This is a genomic window from Burkholderia sp. MR1-5-21 (assembly GCF_053427715.1).
Window position 1 is genome coordinate 56,067 of the sequence record NZ_JBSAXD010000002.1, and the last position, 16,828, is coordinate 72,894.

Annotated in this window: 17 protein-coding genes and 1 pseudogene; 8 read left to right on the forward strand and 10 right to left on the reverse strand. The window is 59.0% G+C overall.

What is annotated here, in order from left to right:
• Positions 1–55: 55 nt before the first annotated feature.
• The 3 genes from ACV229_RS02825 to ACV229_RS02835 all read right to left on the reverse strand — a co-directional run bounded on the left by ACV229_RS02825 (position 56) and on the right by ACV229_RS02835 (position 2,569).
• Positions 56–406: a MarR family winged helix-turn-helix transcriptional regulator gene (locus tag ACV229_RS02825; protein ID WP_448081611.1), complete on the reverse strand. Its 351-nt coding sequence runs from the start codon at positions 404–406 to the stop codon at positions 56–58.
• Between the two features lie 178 nt (positions 407–584).
• The gene (locus tag ACV229_RS02830; protein ID WP_448081612.1) at positions 585–1,490 is read right to left on the reverse strand and encodes a LysR family transcriptional regulator; all 906 of its coding nucleotides are present in this window, start codon (positions 1,488–1,490) and stop codon (positions 585–587) included.
• A 251-nt stretch (positions 1,491–1,741) separates the two neighbouring features.
• Complete coding sequence (locus tag ACV229_RS02835) at positions 1,742–2,569, reverse strand: cupin domain-containing protein (protein ID WP_448081613.1); 828 nt, start codon at positions 2,567–2,569, stop codon at positions 1,742–1,744.
• 107 nt (positions 2,570–2,676) lie between these two features.
• Here ACV229_RS02835 and ACV229_RS02840 point away from each other — a divergent pair, with 107 nt between their 5' ends.
• The 3 genes from ACV229_RS02840 (at position 2,677) to ACV229_RS02850 (ending at position 5,143) form a co-directional block, all read left to right on the forward strand.
• On the forward strand, positions 2,677–3,381 hold the full coding sequence (locus ACV229_RS02840) for a glutathione S-transferase family protein (RefSeq protein WP_448081614.1): 705 nt from the start codon (positions 2,677–2,679) through the stop codon (positions 3,379–3,381).
• Between the two features lies 1 nt (position 3,382).
• Positions 3,383–4,081 (forward strand): glutathione binding-like protein, encoded by a 699-nt coding sequence (locus tag ACV229_RS02845; protein WP_448081615.1) that lies wholly within the window; start codon positions 3,383–3,385, stop codon positions 4,079–4,081.
• 354 nt (positions 4,082–4,435) lie between these two features.
• A complete protein-coding gene (locus ACV229_RS02850) occupies positions 4,436–5,143 on the forward strand; it encodes an SDR family NAD(P)-dependent oxidoreductase (RefSeq protein ID WP_448081616.1) in 708 nt (235 codons plus the stop codon).
• Positions 5,144–5,570: 427 nt separating this feature from the next.
• Here the strand turns inward: ACV229_RS02850 and ACV229_RS02855 are convergent, their stop codons facing one another.
• A complete protein-coding gene (locus ACV229_RS02855) occupies positions 5,571–6,563 on the reverse strand; it encodes a uroporphyrinogen decarboxylase family protein (RefSeq protein WP_448081617.1) in 993 nt (330 codons plus the stop codon).
• Between the two features lie 571 nt (positions 6,564–7,134).
• Between ACV229_RS02855 and ACV229_RS02860 the strand changes: the two genes are divergently transcribed.
• Positions 7,135–7,377 (forward strand): hypothetical protein, encoded by a 243-nt coding sequence (locus ACV229_RS02860; protein WP_448081618.1) that lies wholly within the window; start codon positions 7,135–7,137, stop codon positions 7,375–7,377.
• Entirely contained in the window at positions 7,340–8,599 is a 1,260-nt protein-coding gene (locus tag ACV229_RS02865) for a JmjC domain-containing protein (protein WP_448081619.1), read from the forward strand. Before ACV229_RS02860 ends, ACV229_RS02865 begins: the two co-directional genes overlap by 38 nt.
• 723 nt (positions 8,600–9,322) lie before the next feature.
• Here the strand turns inward: ACV229_RS02865 and ACV229_RS02870 are convergent.
• On the reverse strand, positions 9,323–10,288 hold the full coding sequence (locus ACV229_RS02870; RefSeq protein ID WP_448081620.1) for a LysR family transcriptional regulator: 966 nt from the start codon (positions 10,286–10,288) through the stop codon (positions 9,323–9,325).
• Positions 10,289–10,683: 395 nt separating this feature from the next.
• Here ACV229_RS02870 and ACV229_RS02875 point away from each other — a divergent pair, with 395 nt between their 5' ends.
• From ACV229_RS02875 to ACV229_RS02885, 3 genes are all read left to right on the forward strand, one after another.
• Positions 10,684–11,148, forward strand: a complete 465-nt coding sequence (locus ACV229_RS02875; RefSeq protein WP_448081621.1) for a RidA family protein — start codon at positions 10,684–10,686, stop codon at positions 11,146–11,148.
• Positions 11,149–11,389: 241 nt separating this feature from the next.
• A complete protein-coding gene (locus ACV229_RS02880) occupies positions 11,390–11,809 on the forward strand; it encodes an organic hydroperoxide resistance protein (RefSeq protein WP_448081936.1) in 420 nt (139 codons plus the stop codon).
• An 85-nt stretch (positions 11,810–11,894) separates the two neighbouring features.
• Entirely contained in the window at positions 11,895–12,224 is a 330-nt protein-coding gene (locus ACV229_RS02885) for a DUF4148 domain-containing protein (protein WP_448081622.1), read from the forward strand.
• Positions 12,225–12,633: 409 nt separating this feature from the next.
• Here ACV229_RS02885 and ACV229_RS02890 read toward each other — a convergent pair whose 3' ends face one another.
• From ACV229_RS02890 to ACV229_RS02910, 5 genes and pseudogenes are all read right to left on the reverse strand, one after another.
• A complete protein-coding gene (locus ACV229_RS02890; RefSeq protein ID WP_448081623.1) occupies positions 12,634–13,101 on the reverse strand; it encodes a MarR family winged helix-turn-helix transcriptional regulator in 468 nt (155 codons plus the stop codon).
• 334 nt (positions 13,102–13,435) lie between these two features.
• Positions 13,436–13,636, reverse strand: a pseudogene (locus ACV229_RS02895) (hypothetical protein); the annotation flags it as partial.
• Positions 13,637–13,722: 86 nt separating this feature from the next.
• Positions 13,723–14,829: a hypothetical protein gene (locus ACV229_RS02900; protein WP_448081624.1), complete on the reverse strand. Its 1,107-nt coding sequence runs from the start codon at positions 14,827–14,829 to the stop codon at positions 13,723–13,725.
• 122 nt (positions 14,830–14,951) lie between these two features.
• Positions 14,952–16,136 (reverse strand): radical SAM protein, encoded by a 1,185-nt coding sequence (locus ACV229_RS02905; RefSeq protein ID WP_448081625.1) that lies wholly within the window; start codon positions 16,134–16,136, stop codon positions 14,952–14,954.
• 249 nt (positions 16,137–16,385) lie between these two features.
• Positions 16,386–16,559, reverse strand: a complete 174-nt coding sequence (locus ACV229_RS02910; RefSeq protein ID WP_448081626.1) for a hypothetical protein — start codon at positions 16,557–16,559, stop codon at positions 16,386–16,388.
• Between the last annotated feature and the right edge of the window lie 269 nt (positions 16,560–16,828).

Consider the following 16,828-nt stretch of genomic DNA (forward strand, 5'->3'; position numbering starts at 1 on the left):
CAGCAGGTGTTCGGGCATCAATGCGCGGAACTGCATGAATCTGTTGCCTGGTTGACTAACTTCCGGACACGTCGCCCGTCATCCGAAACAGCTCGCTTCGCAAATGAGCGGCCTGCTCCCGCCCGAACTTGCGTTCGAAGCTGGCTTGGGCGGACGCCCAATGAACGGCCGCTTCGTCGAGCTTCGCCGACCCGTGCGGGGTCAGCACGACCCGGAGCCGCCGCTGGTTCTTTCCTTCAGCGGGGGCAGCCACGAGGCCGCGCCGAAGCAGCGGCTTGAGTACGCGCACGAGCGTCGTCCTGTCCATCACCATCGCCCGGGCCAGTTCGGCCATCGTCAGGCTCGACCAGCGGCCGAGCGTGCTGAGGATGCTGAACTGCGTGGGGGTGATGCCGACGGCGGACAAGTGATGCTCGTAAAGCTTCGAAATGTGCCGGGAAGCCTGACGGAGCGCGAAACAGTCGTCGTTCAGGAGGTCAGTTGAGTGCATGCGCACAGAGTAGTGCGCGGCCCGCCGCCGGACGATGGCGGGCGGGTTATCAGATTGTTGTCGCTTCGTGCAGTAATCGCGCGCGGAATGCGGGTTACCGGGCTTTCGACTTGTCGAAGAAATCGACCGCGTGGTCGATGAAGGCGCGCACCTTGGCCGGCAGCAGCGTCCGGTTGCTGTAGGCGAGCTGAAGCTCGATGCTGTCGTCGACCAGCGGGAAATCGGCAAGCAGCCGCAGCAGTGCGCCGGAAGCCAGGTCTTTTTCGACCAGCGCCAGCGGCGTGATGCCGATGCCGAGCCCTTGCAGCACCATCTCGCGGTTGAACGCGGGGCTGTTGGACGACACGTCGAAGCGCAGCGCAACGGCGAGTTCCTGCCCGTCGATCCGGAAGCGGAGGTCGGGACGGCGGATCGACGGCGACAGCGGCACGAAATGGTGCTCGGCCAGATCCGACGGATGCGCGGGGGTCGAGGTGGTCTTCAGGTAATCGGGCGTCGCGACGATGACCACCGGAATCCGGTCGAGCACCCGGATGACCGTCGTCTCGCTCACCAGCATGAACGGTACGACGATTCCGAGGTCGTACCCTTCGCCGACCAGGTCGACCGGCCGTTCCGTCAGTGTCACGTCCAGCGTGACCTGCGGATGGGCCCGCTTGAATCCCGCAATCAGTGGAACGAGCCGTTGTATCGTCGCAGTCGCATGCGCGACCAGGCGCAACACGCCTCGGGCTTCCCGCGTCTGGTTCGCGACGTCCGCCTCGACTGCATCGACCTCCTCGAGAATGCGCACGCAGCTTTCGTAGAACCGCTCCGCGGCTTCCGTGAGCGATAACCGGCGAGTCGTCCGGTTCAGCAGCCGGCATCCCATCCGCTGCTCGAGCGCCGCGATCGCGCGCGACACGGCCGGTGGCGCCATGCCGTGAACATCCGCCGCACGGCTGAAGCTCTTCAGTTCGACCACCGTCCGGAAAATGCGCATGCTTTCGATGTAATCCATGGTCACATCTCCAGGGCGAGGAAAAATCAGGCTGAAAGGCGCGATGCAAAGGATCGGCCTGCGGTATCCGCCGGGAATCCGGCGGATACCGGGCACGCGGCGTTCGAACAGGCCGCCTTTCAGTCTATACCAACGAGTATTTGGCGAATGACCCCGGAATAGGCACAAGGGAGTGCGCGCCCGCCCTGGACAATCGCGTCACCTGTTCGCTGCGGCCCTGCCCCAGCCCCGGCGCTCGCGAAAGCGTCCCTTCACCCGCCTCGTTGCGCGAGCCATTGCGTCGGCGTGAGGCCGACGCCTTGCGCAAACGCGCGCGCCAGCGCGCTGGCGCTGCCGTAGCCGACTTCGGTGGCGACCAGCTTGACCGGCCGGCCGCGGCGCAGCAAGGACTTCGCGAGGCCGATCCGCCATTGCAGCAGGTATTCGCCGGGCGGCACGCCGACGATGTCCGCGAAATGCGCGGCGAAGCGCGATCGCGACATGCCGGCCGTCTCGGCCATGTCCTCGAGGGTCCAGCTGCGCGACGGGTCGGAATGCATCGCCGTCAGCGCCTTGCCGAGCCGCGGATCCGACAGGCCGGCGAGCGAGCCGCTGTCGACGAGCTGCCGGCGCATCGCGAAGCGGAGCAACTGCACCATCAGCACTTCGATGAGCCGGTTGACGACGGCGTGATGGCCGCATGCGGGCTCCGCCGCTTCGGCAAACAGGATCTGCTGGACCGCGTCGAGCGACGGCACGCAGGTCAGCGGCGCGACCAGCAGGTCGGGCAGGCTGTGCAGCAGCGGGTTTTCGTCACGGGAGCCGAACTCGATCGTCGCGGACACGAGATCGGCCGGGTCGCGCACGCCCGTGTCGACCCGGAACGACTGCGGCCGCGGCAGGAACAGCACGCTCGGCCCGTCGATCAAGCTGCGCCCGATCGAGCCGCCCGTCACGACGATCTGCCCGGCGCGCAGCAGGTACAGATGGCCGGCCCCTTCGCCGGCGACGGCATCGTCGACACCGCATCGGGCGATGTCCGGAAACACGCGCGCCTGCAGATCGAAGCGGCTGATGAGATTGGAGAGTCGGTCGGGCATGGGACGCTCGGTGGGGATTTACGGACGAATTGTAACTTATCATCCCAGCGCTTCCTGTAAATTGGGGTCCCTTGACGTCAACGTCATGCAACCAAGGAAGCCCCTCCATGATCAAGTTCTATTACCACCCGTCCCCGAATCCCGCGAAGATCGCGCTGTTTCTCGAGGAAGCCGGGTTGCCGTACGAACTGGTGCCGGTCGATACGCGCAAGGGCGAGCAGCACAGTGCCGCCTTCAAGGCGATCAACCCGAACGCGAAGACCCCGGCGCTCGTCGACGGCGACGTCACGGTGTTCGACAGCAACGCGATCCTGCTGTATCTCGCGGAACAGACCGGGAAGTTTCTCCCCGACGACACGCCGGCCGCACGCGGCGCCATGCTGTCGTGGCTGATGTTCGTCGCGACCGGCATCGGCCCGTATTCGGGTCAGGCGGTGCACTTCAAGCACCATGCGCCGGGACCCAATGCCTACGCGGTCAACCGCTACGACTTCGAGGCGTGGCGACACTGGCGCATCATCGACGAGCGTCTTGCGGCGTCGCGCTACATGCTCGGCGACACCTATACGCTGGTCGACATGGCGGTATGGGGCTGGGCGCGCGCCGTGCCGTACGTGCTCGGCGAAACGGCCTGGGACGAGCTGCGTCACGTGAAGCGCCTGCTCGACGAAATCAGCGCCCGGCCGGCGGCGCAGCGCGCGGAAGCGCTGAAGGCGCGCCAGGCGTTCAAGACCGACATGGACGACGACGCGCGCCGCGCGATGTTCCCGCAGAACGCGCGGCTCGAAGCCGGCGTCGCCACGGAGGCCTGAGATGCTCGACCTCTACTACTGGACGACCCCCAACGGGCACAAGGTGACGATGTTTCTCGAGGAAACCGGACTGCCGTACCGGATCGTCCCGGTGAACATCGGCCGTGGCGAGCAATTCGCGCCTGACTTCCTGCGCATCGCGCCGAACAACCGGATTCCGGCGCTCGTCGACCACGCGCCGGCCGACGGCGGCGAACCGCTGCCGGTTTTCGAATCGGGCGCGATCCTGCTGTACCTGGCCGACAAAACGCAGCGCCTGATTCCGCAGGACCTGCGCGGACGCAACCTCGCGCTGCAATGGCTGTTCTGGCAGATGGGCGGGCTCGGGCCGATGGCCGGGCAGAACCATCATTTCGTCCAGTACGCGCCCGAACCGCTGCCGTACGCGATCGATCGCTACGTGAACGAGACGTCGCGGCTGTACGGCGTGCTCGACAAGCATCTGGCGGATGGTCGCGCGTATATCGCGGGCGATTACTCGATTGCCGACATCGCGTGCTATCCGTGGATCGTGCCGCACGAACGCCAGCGTCAGAATCTCGACGATTTTCCGCATCTCGCGCGCTGGTTCGAGCGGATCGGCGCGCGGCCGGCGACGATTCGCGCCTATGCGCGTGCGCAGGAAGTCAACGTGGCGCCCGTCGTCGATGCGCAATCGCGCGGCATCCTGTTCGGGCAGACGGCCGAGACGGTTCGCTGATGCGCGACTGATACACGACTGATCCGCCGCGGTGATGCGGGGGCTTGAGCAGGCCCCGGATCGATCCCGCCGCGGATCCCGACGGGCACACCGCTGCCCGTCGACCAGCGCCATTTCGCGGGCTTCTACAGCACGCGCTCGAAATACGCCCTTCCTGTCTTTCCCGCCCGCCGCGTTGCCTCGCGGTGCCCGCCGCGCCTTCCGTTCACCCCCGCCATTTGTTACCGCGACGCAAGACTGTTGCTCCATGGTGGGTGTTCGAAGCCGGACGGGATGCGCCTACAGTCGCATCCATCGGATCCGTCGATCCGGTCGGCACCGAAGCCGAATCCCATTGAACATTCGAGGCAAATCATGAGCGCATCCAAAGTCATCATCGTCACCGGCGCATCGCAAGGTATCGGCGCTGCCACCGTCGACGCGTTCCGCGCACGCGGCCATCGCGTCATCGCGACGTCCCGTTCGATCGAGCCTTCGCACGATCCCGATCTCGTCACCGTCGCCGGCGACATCGGCGACCCGGACACCGCGCGTCGCGTCGTGGCGGCCGCGATCGAACGCTTCGGCCGCATCGACACGCTCGTGAACAACGCGGGCATCTTCATCGCGAAGCCGTTCACGCAATACACGGCGGACGAATACGCGGCCATCAACAACGTCAACCTGAACGGTTTCTTCCACATCACGCAGCGCGCGATCGACGCGATGCAGAAGAACGGCGGCGGCCACGTGGTGAGCATCACGACGAGCCTCGTCGATCATGCGAACAGCAACGTGCCGTCGGTGCTCGCGTCGCTGACAAAGGGCGGCCTGAACGCCGCGACGAAATCGCTCGCAATCGAATATGCGAAGGCCGGCATTCGCGTCAATGCGGTGGCGCCGGGCGTCATCAAGTCGCCGATGCATGCGGTCGAGACCCATCCGACGCTCGCGGCGCTGCACCCGGTCGGCCGGATGGGCGAGATGACCGACATCGTCGACGCAATCCTGTATCTCGATTCGGCGTCGTTCGTGACCGGTGAAATCCTGCATGTCGACGGCGGCCAGAGCGCCGGCCACTGAGCGCGATGCAGCGTCGTTCGATCGCGGTGCGATCGACAGCACCCGACAGGCGGGGCCGCGACAGGGATCGGCGGTTCGCTGCGCCGCCGCTCAGCGTGACCGCTTGGCGCGCGCGTGTGAAGGGGCGGCCGGGATTCGAATAGAATCCGCCACACCTCATCGTAAGTATTTGATTTGAAAATGGATTGCCCTCATGATCAGAAGGTGGTCTCGATGAGGCTCCGCGTCATTAACGCACTACCTTCAGTACCTCGATGACCTGCGGCGGAATTTTGTAGCCAGCCAGGCAGTGAGTCTCGCGTCGATTGAGTGGCCCCCAGTAAACAGTGCCATGATGTGAGCGAGTTTTCGGCGGAGTTTTCAATCGGCGACTTGCCATTACAGCTTGGCACCACCAGGCAACAAAAGAAGCACATCGCTCATCGCTTCATTGGTCGAGAGCCCCCTTCTCGGCGGCGTCTAACACCGCTTGAATATTTTCCTCAGAAGTAGCGAGTGGCAAAGCGCATCCAGGTCCAATCATCAGCCGCCTCCCTTCTGTCTGGGCAATGGCATCGCTGACCTCCGCCGCGATTGCATCGGGCCCACCTCTCAAGATTGTTTGGTGCTCGTTCAAGCCGCCAACAAGCATCTTCGGAAATGCAGTGGCGGCCATTTTCAAACTCGGCTTGGTTAGACGATCGTGCCAATTCAGCATGTCGACGGGGTACTCTGCAAGCATCGGAAACATAATGTCGTCGCCGTGTGCATGCAGCATATTCAACCTCGACTTTCCTCGCAAAGCCTCCAATACCTCAAAGTCGTATCGCCGACCAAACTGGCCATATTCGTCTGTAGTCAGGTGACGGCTCGTCGCGAGTTGACTGGCGAAAAACACACCATGGGCACCCGCGTCGATGGCTGCGAGCGAGAAGTCAATCGTAACGTCCGTAATAACACGCAACCCTGCTTCAAGCGCACCCGGGTTGCAACGCAGGTCCGTCAATACCTTATCTCCCGCAAGTTTGCGCGCGGTTGTTAGCGGGCTGAATACGGTCTGCAACAGAGGTACTCTTCCTCCCAGCTCCCTTGCGACCGTCCGCAACGCCTGGTTTTGCTGCGCATAGAAGCCCTTGGTCACATCGAGTCGAGCCAGCTTCGTCCATTCTTCCGGCTCGTAGATGACTGGCTTGAGGACATTCCTTGCCCCATTCGGAGCACCCTCGTACGCAGTTACCGCGCCCCAATCCTCGACTCCGTAGGTACCGGACGGCATGAACTTCACGAGGTCAAATTCCCACTTTCGTTGCCACGCGAGCGTATGTCCGGCGAGTTTTCCGGCGTCGAGGTCGCATTCAGGAAAATGCCGCCACAGCGAAACGGGTATGCGATCGGCCCGCTCACCCGACGCCGCCGCTTCGATACGTTGCCAATGATCCAAGATTGCCTCCTGATGTGTGCCGCAAATGAGGGCTGTCCGGGATTCGCATTAATCCACCGAATCTCGTCGTAAGCATTTGCTTTTATTGAAGAATGTGTGCGTGACTGGAAGGTGGTCATGATGCGGGTCCGGGTCGGTAACGTTCGGTCTCCGGTACCACGAAAATATTACGGACTGCAATAGATTTCGCTAACGCCGTCGCGCCGATGTGGCTGGCGACGTCGTTTTTAGCGAAAACACCGTCCGCTTGTTCGAATCCATTGGGACTCGTCTGTACTAGTGTGTCAGATGATTAGTCGCAATATCACAATGCCGATGCTTATGGCAACCACGAACGTGAACTTCGAGCGACGATTTTCCGGCATATTTTGATCCGATGGGAATATTGAGATTCCACGGGAATATTGAGATTCCACGGGAATATTGAGATTCCACGGGAATATTGAGATTAAACGGGAAAATTGGACAAGCATATTGCAAAGCAAAATATTAGTGTAATACACTTGAAAGTGCGTTGGCAGAGGATTCTCTGATCAACGTGTTACTTCGAAAACCAGGAGAGACCAAACCGATGAGAGAACTGAGCATTGAGGAGTTGGAGCTTGTTGCCGGGGCCACCGTAGCCGGCGATATCGCTATGACCTTGGCTGGTGTTGCGGCCTCAGCAGCTGCAGGAGCTATTGCTGGTGTTGCTATCGGCGGCCCGGCAGGTGGCGCAATAGGAGGTATCGTCGGAGCAGGTGTTGGCATTGGCTATATCCTGAGCGGCGGCTCACATGGACGCGATAACCAAGCCGGCACCGACTACCAATAATCCGTTAATTTTCATAGGAAAAGAGCTTGGCCCGCCACTCGCGACGCCAAGCTCCGCCACTAATCCCATGAGTATTCGATTCAATATCTCGTCATCTGATTTCATTGAGAATTTTCAGGAGCAAAAACCACTCCTGATGAAAGCTGCGGCTACCACCGAGATTTTCTCGTGGCGGGACGCCAATGAGATCTTCGAGAGAAGCGACGTAGCCTCCAAGGATTTCAAGCTGGCCTACGATGGCATCCGGCCCAAGGAAGAGTACGTCGAAAGTTACCTGGATGTCGGAACGTTGCGATACCGCTTGATCAAGTCGGCGGTATACGATTTCCTGCGTAGAGGCGCGACACTGATCGCAGCCAAAATCAACAATGAGCCAAAGGTCCACGCATTCTCAAAACGTATCGCGGATTACACCGGCCGGCGGGTGGTCACCAGCGCATATGCGGCGTTCGGCACCAAGGACTCGTATCGCAGCCATTGGGACACCCGCGATGTCTTCGCAATTCAGTTGCTTGGCCGGAAGCGCTGGATTCTGCATAAGCCGTCGCTGGAACTGCCCCTGTACACACAGCAGAGCCGGGATTACGGACACCTGTACCCTTGCCCGAGCGAGCCCTATCTGGATGTTGTTCTGGAGGCAGGGGACATTCTCTACGTCCCTCGCGGCTGGTGGCACAATCCACTGCCGATTGGCGAGGGTAGCTTTCACCTGGCAGTCGGCACCTTTCCCGCTTTTGCCATCGACTATCTCGCCTGGGCGTTGGACCAGATGCCTGACTTTCTACCCGCGAGAACATCGCTGCGTGACTGGGAATACGACGAGGGTACCATTGCCGATATCGCCAAACATATTGGCGTGCTTCTGAGCGACCGGGAAAACTACGGCCGTTTTATGGATGCATTCGTTGGCGAAACGCGCGTCGAATCTCCACTGGCCATTGAAATGTTCGGAAACGCGGCTGCCGGCAGTATCGATGAGAATGTCGGCCTGCGCTTGGCGACCGATTTGCCTCATTGGTTACCCGAAGGTTACGTTCTGGCCAACGGCGCTAAACTGAATCTCAGTGAGCAAAGCCAGCGGCTCATTCACTGCATCGTGGCGGCCCCCGGAATCACTCTCGCTGATTTGGCGACCCGACTTCCCGAGTTGGACTTGCTCAAGTTGCGCCAACTTGTCACCGAACTCTGCCGCCGGGACGTCCTGGAATTGGTTCGTCAGTAACGGCATAGAGCAACCCCGTATCTGAATGTCTACAGCCATGTCAATCCAATTCACATTTGTGCTTACGAGGCTCATTCCGGAAGTCAAAGGGCTTTCAAAAAATGAAATCGAATCTCTGGTGGAATCCGCGAGGCAATCGTCCATTCCGAGAATCAGAAAATACTCCGGGTACTCCTTTGTCGTTTCATTTTTTCTCCCCCCTATTTTGTTCGCTTCCGCATTCATCAGATGGGGGCTCATTCCAGGTGAGATGTCATTCATTTTTGCCGGAATGATAGGGTTGCTTTCTGTTATTTCAAACTATCTTTTGACATCAATATTCAACACCATTATTCTCAAGCCAGCCATTTATGACCAGCTGAACAAGAAACTACGCCCCCCAAAGCCATCCGCTTGACCCGTCCTTCAATTGTCGAGTTACAACGGCTCATTCAGCATCGAGTGAGGCTTAGAACCACGCATTTCATCCGTCCGTAATGGCGATGTTACTTAGTTAAGCTTATGAAGTCGAGTGGCTCGTAGAGATCAAGAATTCAATCAATGTTGGTGGGCTACAAAAAGTTAAACACTACCATGCGATTGCGTATGCCCACGCGGACGGACAACTCGTCGGCCCGGAGCCAACGCCACATTCCCAGGTATTTGATGGCCCCTCTATTCCGCTCCGCAGCTCTTCTGGGATCCCGTCCACGCCCGCTCGGGGGGAATTTCGCATTCAAATCATCAGCTTAGGCCGAGATGTGGCGGATTTTTAGCGAATCCCGGCTGGACCTCGTGTGCGTGCGCCAGATGTTCGACGAGGTAATCGACCAACACCCTGACGCGCGACGACAGGTAGCGCGCGTGCGGATACAACAGGATGAACGGCCGCGACCGGCCGCCGCGCTCGGCCAGCACCTCCACGAGCCGACCGTCGCGCAGGTCCTGGTCGACGATGAAGCGGTATGTCTGGAACAGGCCCGCGCCGCTGCGCGCGAGCGTCACGCCGGACAGCACGTCGCCCGACGTTCCGTACCCGCCTTGCGTCACGACGTCGAGTTCGCCGTTCGCATCCTGGAACGCCCACAGCAAATTGCGGCCGCTGCTCGCCAGTTCGAACTGGATGCAGTCGTGCGACTGCAGGTCGTCGACCGATTTCGGCACGCCCGCGCGCTTCAGGTAGCCGGGCGTCGCGACCACGACGAGCTCCGCATCTTCGAGCTTGCGCGCGATCAGGCTCGAATCGTCGGGCGCCCGGCCGCGAATTGCCAGATCGAAGCCCTCTTCCGCGAAGTCGATGTTGCGGTTGCTCAAGTGCACGTCGACGTCGACTTCCGGATACTGCGCGCGGAACGCCGGCAGCAGCGGCAGCACGCGATAGTGCCCGTACGGCGTAGGCATGCTGATCCGGACAATGCCGGCGGGCGTCGTCTGCTGGCCGGTCACTTCGCGCTCCGCGTCGACGAGCTGCGACAGCGCCTGCCGGCATTGCTCGAAGTAGCGCCGCCCTGAATCGGTCAGGCGGATCTGCCGCGTCGTGCGGACGAACAGGCGCACGCCGAGGCGCTCCTCGAGCCGCGCCACCGAGCGGCTCACGGCGGCAGGCGTGACGCTCGCGGCGGTCGCCGCCAGCGTGAAGCTGCCGAGTTCTGCCGCGAGGCAGAACAGCTCGATGCTGCCGAGCAGCAGGTCGTCGAATTTTCGTTGCATGCGCGGTTCCCTGCCGTCTCGGGTGCGTTGCGGGATGGTGATGCACGCCCGTCGGTGGCGCGAGGCGGGCACGCGTGATCGCTGCCGTGAATGCGGTGAGTGTGCACGAAGATCGTGCGGGAATAAAGGCGGTACCGCCACCGCATTCGTGATGCGTTCCGAAACGGCGTTCGCGGAGGACGCGGCGCGAACGCAAGCACATGCCGTTTCTGCATTTGCGCGGCGCCGCGGCATTCGTTACATCGCGTCTCGATACCTTTGCGCCGACGACATTTACCGCCGGTGATCGCATGACTACAGTGACTGACAGGCATGCGGGGTGCAGCGGACCGCTCCATCCCGACCACACTCACGCTCACGCTTACCTTCACGTTTCGACACGAATGGAGAACGACATGACAGTCCAGCGGAAACTCGCCGAACTCGGCTACACCCTGCCCGCTCCGCCGCAACCGATGGGCAACTATACGGCGGCCAGCGAAGCCGGCGACCTGCTGTTCATTTCCGGGCAGGTGCCGCTCGCGGACGGGATAATGGCCTATGCGGGACGTGTCGGCGAGCAGTTGAGCGTTGAAGAAGGCCAGCTCGCCGCGCGGCTCGCCGCATTGAACGTGCTGGCGCAGATCGACCGGCATCTGGGCGGATTCGACCGCCTTCATCACATCGTGCGGGTCGAAGGCCACGTCAGCTCCGCGGACGGATTCCATCGCCAGCCTGCGGTGCTCGACGGGGCGTCGGACCTGTTCGCTGCCGTCCTGGGCGACAAGGCCGGGCATGCGCGTTCCGCGTTCTCGCACAACCAGCTACCCGGCAACGCGGCCGTCGAGATCGTCGTGATCGCGCAGATCCTGCCGGCTTGAGTCCCGCGCGCGCCCGCGGCGGACGCAGTTGCAGCGGGCGTGCGACGTTGTTCGTTTCGGGGCGTCGCCAATGCATGTCATTGGCGCTCCGCGACGCATCTTTCAGATGTGTTGCGATCCCCATTTATATCGTATGCGATTTAATCGAAAGCGCTTGACATGGCTCGACGCCTCGACCAAACTGCATCGCATGCGATCGAATCGCATAAGCCAAAGATGCTTCACCACCCAGGAGTTCGAGATGAGCAAGATCGAAAACGTGCTGTACACCGGCAAGACCCATACCTCCTCCGGCGGCCGCGACGGCGCAGTCCGCAGTTCCGACGGCCGGCTGGATCTTCAGCTGTCGTCGCCGGGCAGCGCCGGCAGCGGCACCAATCCGGAGCAACTGTTTGCCGCGGGCTGGTCGGCCTGCTTCATCGGCGCAATGCAGCTTGCCGCGCGTGCGTCGAAGGTCGCGCTTCCGGCGGATCTTGCAGTCGACGCCGAAGTGGACCTCGGCACGACCAGCGGCGCGTATTTCATCCAGGCTCGCCTGAACGTCAGCCTGCCCGGTCTCGATCGGGACGTCGCGCAGCGCATCGTGGACACCGCGCACCAGACCTGCCCGTATTCGAAGGCGACGCGGGGCAACATCGACGTTGCCATCCAGATCGTCTGACCACATTCGTGAACCAGCCTGACGACCACGCCCATCGGCCCGGCACGTCGGCGCCCATCCCATTGAATTTTTCCTGTCGAGGTTAATGATGAAGACCCAACTGATTGCCGCCCTTCTCGTCGCCGCTACGGCGGCCGTTGCCACCCCGGCGTTCGCCAGCGACGAAAACGCGTCGTCCGGCGCCGTCACGCGCGCGCAAGTCCGTGCGGAGCTGGCCCAGCTCGAACAGGCAGGCTTTCTGCCGAACCGGGCGAACGATCCGCACTATCCGGCCGACATCCAGGCGGCGCTGAAGCGGATTCACGGCGACGACGCGTCCGCGTCCGGCTATGGCGGCAACGGCGCTGCCGTGGCGGAAAGCGGCAGCCGGAACGTGATCCGCAGCGCTGACCGCTCGATCTATTTCGGTCATTGAGCGGATCGCGTGTCCGATCGATGCCGTCGTGACGGTTTGCGACTGACCGATTGGGGTTGCTCCCGGATGCTTCCGCCTAACACAACCCCATCAAATACATCGCATGCGATGTAATCACACGCGATGTATAAGTGATGTCTTTGCTGCATGAACGTCCCCGGTTGGCCGTCCGCAAGACCGGGGACACCCCTCTCTCCCGCCTTCCCCACTGCCGATCCCTGTCCCGCGGGAATCCTCGCCCGTCACGCGTCGATGGGTTCGCGTGCGAGCGTGTCGAGCACGTAGCACCCGAGCGAAGCGTGCATGAAGGTTTGGGTCGGGCGCGCGCATGACGCGCGATTGCGCCCGCGCACGAACAGTGGTCAATCAGTGAGCTGGTTTGCGCCGGCGGCGGCACCGCCGCCCGGCATCACGCCTGTTCCTGTTCTTCGACGGAGCGAATGAGGTTGCTGCGCAGCGTCACGATCGCCTTCTGCATCTTCGCAAATTCATCGGGCTTCAGGCCGGTGGCTTCGACGAGATCCATGTTGAGGCCCTTTTCACGCAGCCGCCGCCCGCTTTTCGTCAGGCTGACGAGGACCTGGCGCTCGTCCGACGGATCGCGGTGCCGTTCGACGTAGCCCATCGCCTCGAGCTTCTTCAGGATCGGCGTCAGCGTATTGGACTCGAGGAACAGTTTTTCACCGAGACTGCCGACGGTCTGGTTGTCCTCTTCCCACAACGCGATGATCGTGATGTATTGCGTGTACGTGAGGCCCAGTTCCTCGAGGATCGGCTTGTACGCCTTGCCGAACGCGAGGTTCGCCGAATAGATGGCAAAGCACAGGAAGTCGCCCAGCTTCGGCGCGGTGCGCGTATTCGTGTCGGTCGATTTCATGGCCGTGCTCCTCGGAAAAGTGGCTCGCGAATTCCAGCATTATATATCGCGTGCGATCTTATCGGAAGCAGTTGAATTGACCGCGGCCGCGGTGCTGCGGAAGCACCCGGGCGTGAAGCATCGAGGGGTTGTTTCTCGACGCGGGGCGTCTGGCCATCGGCGCAATGCCGCCGATGGCACACCGATTGCGTTCGCTACACCCGTTCGTCGTCGCGTTCGGCTGTTCTGCAGATCCGCACGCCGCTTTCCGAAATCAGCAAACACTGCACCGGATGCGAGACCTCGGCCGCGAACCCGCCCGCGACGAACAGGACGATGGCCAGCAGGCGTTTCGCGCGTCCTCCACGACGGACAGGCTCGCGCCGTCCGCGACCGTCGCGTCGAGCGCGTACGGATCGACGCCGTCGAGGCAGCCGAGACAACTATAGTGCAGCGCGTGCGACTGCCGAACGCGAGCAGCAGCGTCAGACTGAGTGCCATGAAAACCATAGCGGTTGGAGCATTGAAATCGATACGCGGCGTACGAGGACACCTTCCCCAAGTGCAGGTCCACACAGTGTCACCAGAGCAGCGTGCCGGAATCGAGATTGTTTAATTTCGCTTGTTGCGGTCGACCACAAGCTACTCTAACGTGGCTGTGGGATTGAACGATGCCGCAGAGGTGCTTTGCACCTGAGCGGTTAGGAACCATTCCATACCACGCTCAATGATCCCTTGAAGGTTTTTAGGTTCTCCATTGTCGTTTGGACACGTCAAAAAATGGTCACCGCATGGAATGTACTCGGTTACAAAGCGACGATCATGTGCTACGAGGTATGCAATCCCAGCCTCATAGTTGACTGAGGGCGAACTTTGATCGCGCCCTCCCTGGACCAAGTACAGCTGTGCCTTGGACGCGAGCACATCTTTCGCCGGTGATGCCATGCCCATTGTTCGCCAATATGTTTCATCGTAACCTGCGATTGCTCTAGTCGAATCCGGCACCCGGTTCCGGCGCACATTTTCCCAAGTGGTCAAAGTAGATTGCAATCGGCCAAGTGGCCCGCTCGATTCATTCTCCGACACGAAACTCCAATTTCCCCATCCCGTTAGTGCGGCGTGAACTGTTGCCAAGGTTTGCCCAATTCCAAATCCAGAAATCAGCAGAAGATGTGATATTTCTCCGGTCGACATGGCAAAGCGAGATGCTGTAGAAACACTTTCGGAAGCAGCAATAATCATAAAGGGTTGATGACCAACCCAACCACGATGTCGTAGGTCGTCGACAATGACATGCAATGATTCCAATCGTGCCTGCATATTTGCCATTTTCATGAAATTCAACGAGCATCCGGAGGCTGTTTCATGTGAAAAACGCTTTTCTATGCCCGGGCTCTCGACAACGACCAGACGAGCCTTTTCGGCGAATTTTAGAGCGAATCCCTCCGGCCCCATGGAGTGACCTCCATCAGGTAACTTGGAAAAGGCACCGCTACATCCGCTTCCTGGAAGAAAAATGACTAGCGGCTTGTCTTGCGCAGACATATCTGACGAATAGTAGCGAAGCCGATATCCGTCAGAACTTGTGATTTCAGTACCTGAGAATGGAAATTCTGGAGACGTGACGACTGGAACGGAAAAGTCAATTCTGTGATTGGCTGCATTGAATGAAGTTTCCGCACTGGATTTTGTGACTTGCAAGACAAGTGCCAGTGTCAAGGCAAATAATGGCAATGATTTAATGGTCATCTATCGATTTATGGATAATTAGCAAATTTACTTGGCGGTCTGTCGCGAGAAAATAAAGGGGGTGCCAGCATGTCATTTTATAATTTGGCGTGGCGCGCGCAATATCATTTAAAATTAGTTGCTTAAACGTAATCGATTCTTGTCATGTTCTTCTCGATTGTCGCCCACGGTACACCATGCGAAAGAGCAAATTTCCCCAATCGGATAATGATGGCCTGATGACTTTGGCAGAATAGACTGGCATTGCGGAATTTGTTAATGAAGCTATATCTGTGCAGGACAGATTCCCCAAGCCCGGTACCACTTTGACAGATTCCTCTCGCACCGCATTGCATACATGAGGGTGGCACCTCGTCACAAGCTCGGTGAAAATTAAACACTCCTGGCTGATCGAGGAAGTCTGCCAGCACGCTATCCGAGATCTTCAAATTTAACTTAAAAAGCGCAGGAAGAGTATTTCGAAAATCATCATCGATGGCTATTTCTCCGCTCGACCTAACTGTCATGGTGACAAATCGATAAGTGGATGGCATCGGAGAGTCAGATGAGCATAGGCGCCTAAGGGGATCGGTGAATTGCCGCACATACACCTTGCGATTTCCATCGTTGATCCACTCACCCAAGGCATCCATTAGAAACCTGTGAGTGCCCTCCACTACTTTAGTGTCGGCGGCATCTCTTGTTTGATTTGGTTTAAGGAAATGAATTCTCTCGATTCCCAGGTCGTCAACGAAATGCCGATATACCTTTCTACCGTCAAAATCCGGGTTAATAACGCAAATAACCCCGGCAAACAATCCTTTATGTTGCTTATTTGCCTCCCTCAGTATTTCGATTGCTCTTGCGACCGCGGAATGAGTTCCACGCCCCCTTTTATCAATTCTGTGCAGATCATTTTCTTTTGGCGGGCCATCCAAACTCACTCCTACGGAAACGTCATATTTATCGAAGATGGAAATCCATTCATCATCCAGCAATATTGCGTTGGTCTGGACGCAAATCCTTAGGTCCGTGGAATTCTGGATAGTGCTCCTGAAAATTCCGAGTATGGCGCGCATTCGCGACTTGTTAATCAACAGAGGTTCCCCGCCGTGTAAGTCAATCTGCAACTCATCGATTGAGTGGGAGTAGATCGCATTGCGCAAGTAAATGGCAAGAGATTTTGCTGTATTGATGGTCAGGTAAGGAGGTTGGCTTTCGTAATCACCATTTCTGCCGTTGAAGTAGTAGCAATAAGTGCAGTCGATATTGCACCGCTCGGTTACCTTGAGTATTACCTCAAGCCTATTGATTTTATTGTGTTCCATCGTGTCGATTTCAGTTATTTGTCAAAGTTCGATAACTTAATGATCACCCTGTTCGCTTGATGAAAAATTGCCGATCTGGATTGAATGGATTACGTCTCGATCGATATTGAATGTTTTTTGTGAGCGGCGAAGCAATGAGCGCCATTTTCGGCGAACTCGTCAATGTTATTTGGAGTGACGGGATTGGCGCGATACGCAGCGAAGGCGTATCGCGCTGACCACTACCCTAATAGCGCAGGAACGTGCTGATTACCGCCAGGCCTTCGACCAGGTTGCGTTGACAAACCAACCGCGCTGACTGGGTTGCGAATTGGTGCCACCACTGACTAGTGCGAGCAATTCGGGATCGAGCTCATTGGGCTTTTCGCTCCCAGATTGCTGCTCGCCAGCCATCATTTCATTTTTGAACACATGCAGGTCCATTAGATTTTCCTTTTATCGATAACACAAGACACACGATTTCAGGCAGAGCTAATCCGTCACGTGTAATTCAGGACAAGAACGAAGATTGCCGCTGCCAGACCTGTTGCCACCTTTTAGTACAACATAGCAGTTACGTTAGTTGGCCACATCGTTTCAAGGATGGCGGTTTACGGTAGCACTTCAATTTTATTTCTGGCAAGCAATTTTGTAATTTGTTTGTAACTTGCGACGCATCAACGATGCGCAGATATTGAGATGACAATATGAGA

Excerpts from the sequence above, each read along its gene's own strand:
- ACV229_RS02830 (WP_448081612.1), bottom strand. The coding sequence starts at position 1,490 with ATGGATTACATCGAAAGCATGCGCATTTTCCGGACGGTGGTCGAACTG.
- ACV229_RS02835 (WP_448081613.1), bottom strand. The coding sequence starts at position 2,569 with ATGCCCGACCGACTCTCCAATCTCATCAGCCGCTTCGATCTGCAGGCG.
- ACV229_RS02840 (WP_448081614.1), top strand. The coding sequence starts at position 2,677 with ATGATCAAGTTCTATTACCACCCGTCCCCGAATCCCGCGAAGATCGCG.
- ACV229_RS02845 (WP_448081615.1), top strand. The coding sequence starts at position 3,383 with ATGCTCGACCTCTACTACTGGACGACCCCCAACGGGCACAAGGTGACG.
- ACV229_RS02850 (WP_448081616.1), top strand. The coding sequence starts at position 4,436 with ATGAGCGCATCCAAAGTCATCATCGTCACCGGCGCATCGCAAGGTATC.
- ACV229_RS02860 (WP_448081618.1), top strand. The coding sequence starts at position 7,135 with ATGAGAGAACTGAGCATTGAGGAGTTGGAGCTTGTTGCCGGGGCCACC.
- ACV229_RS02865 (WP_448081619.1), top strand. The coding sequence starts at position 7,340 with ATGGACGCGATAACCAAGCCGGCACCGACTACCAATAATCCGTTAATT.
- ACV229_RS02870 (WP_448081620.1), bottom strand. The coding sequence starts at position 10,288 with ATGCAACGAAAATTCGACGACCTGCTGCTCGGCAGCATCGAGCTGTTC.
- ACV229_RS02875 (WP_448081621.1), top strand. The coding sequence starts at position 10,684 with ATGACAGTCCAGCGGAAACTCGCCGAACTCGGCTACACCCTGCCCGCT.
- ACV229_RS02880 (WP_448081936.1), top strand. The coding sequence starts at position 11,390 with ATGAGCAAGATCGAAAACGTGCTGTACACCGGCAAGACCCATACCTCC.
- ACV229_RS02885 (WP_448081622.1), top strand. The coding sequence starts at position 11,895 with ATGATGAAGACCCAACTGATTGCCGCCCTTCTCGTCGCCGCTACGGCG.
- ACV229_RS02890 (WP_448081623.1), bottom strand. The coding sequence starts at position 13,101 with ATGAAATCGACCGACACGAATACGCGCACCGCGCCGAAGCTGGGCGAC.
- ACV229_RS02900 (WP_448081624.1), bottom strand. The coding sequence starts at position 14,829 with ATGACCATTAAATCATTGCCATTATTTGCCTTGACACTGGCACTTGTC.
- ACV229_RS02905 (WP_448081625.1), bottom strand. The coding sequence starts at position 16,136 with ATGGAACACAATAAAATCAATAGGCTTGAGGTAATACTCAAGGTAACC.
- ACV229_RS02910 (WP_448081626.1), bottom strand. The coding sequence starts at position 16,559 with ATGGACCTGCATGTGTTCAAAAATGAAATGATGGCTGGCGAGCAGCAA.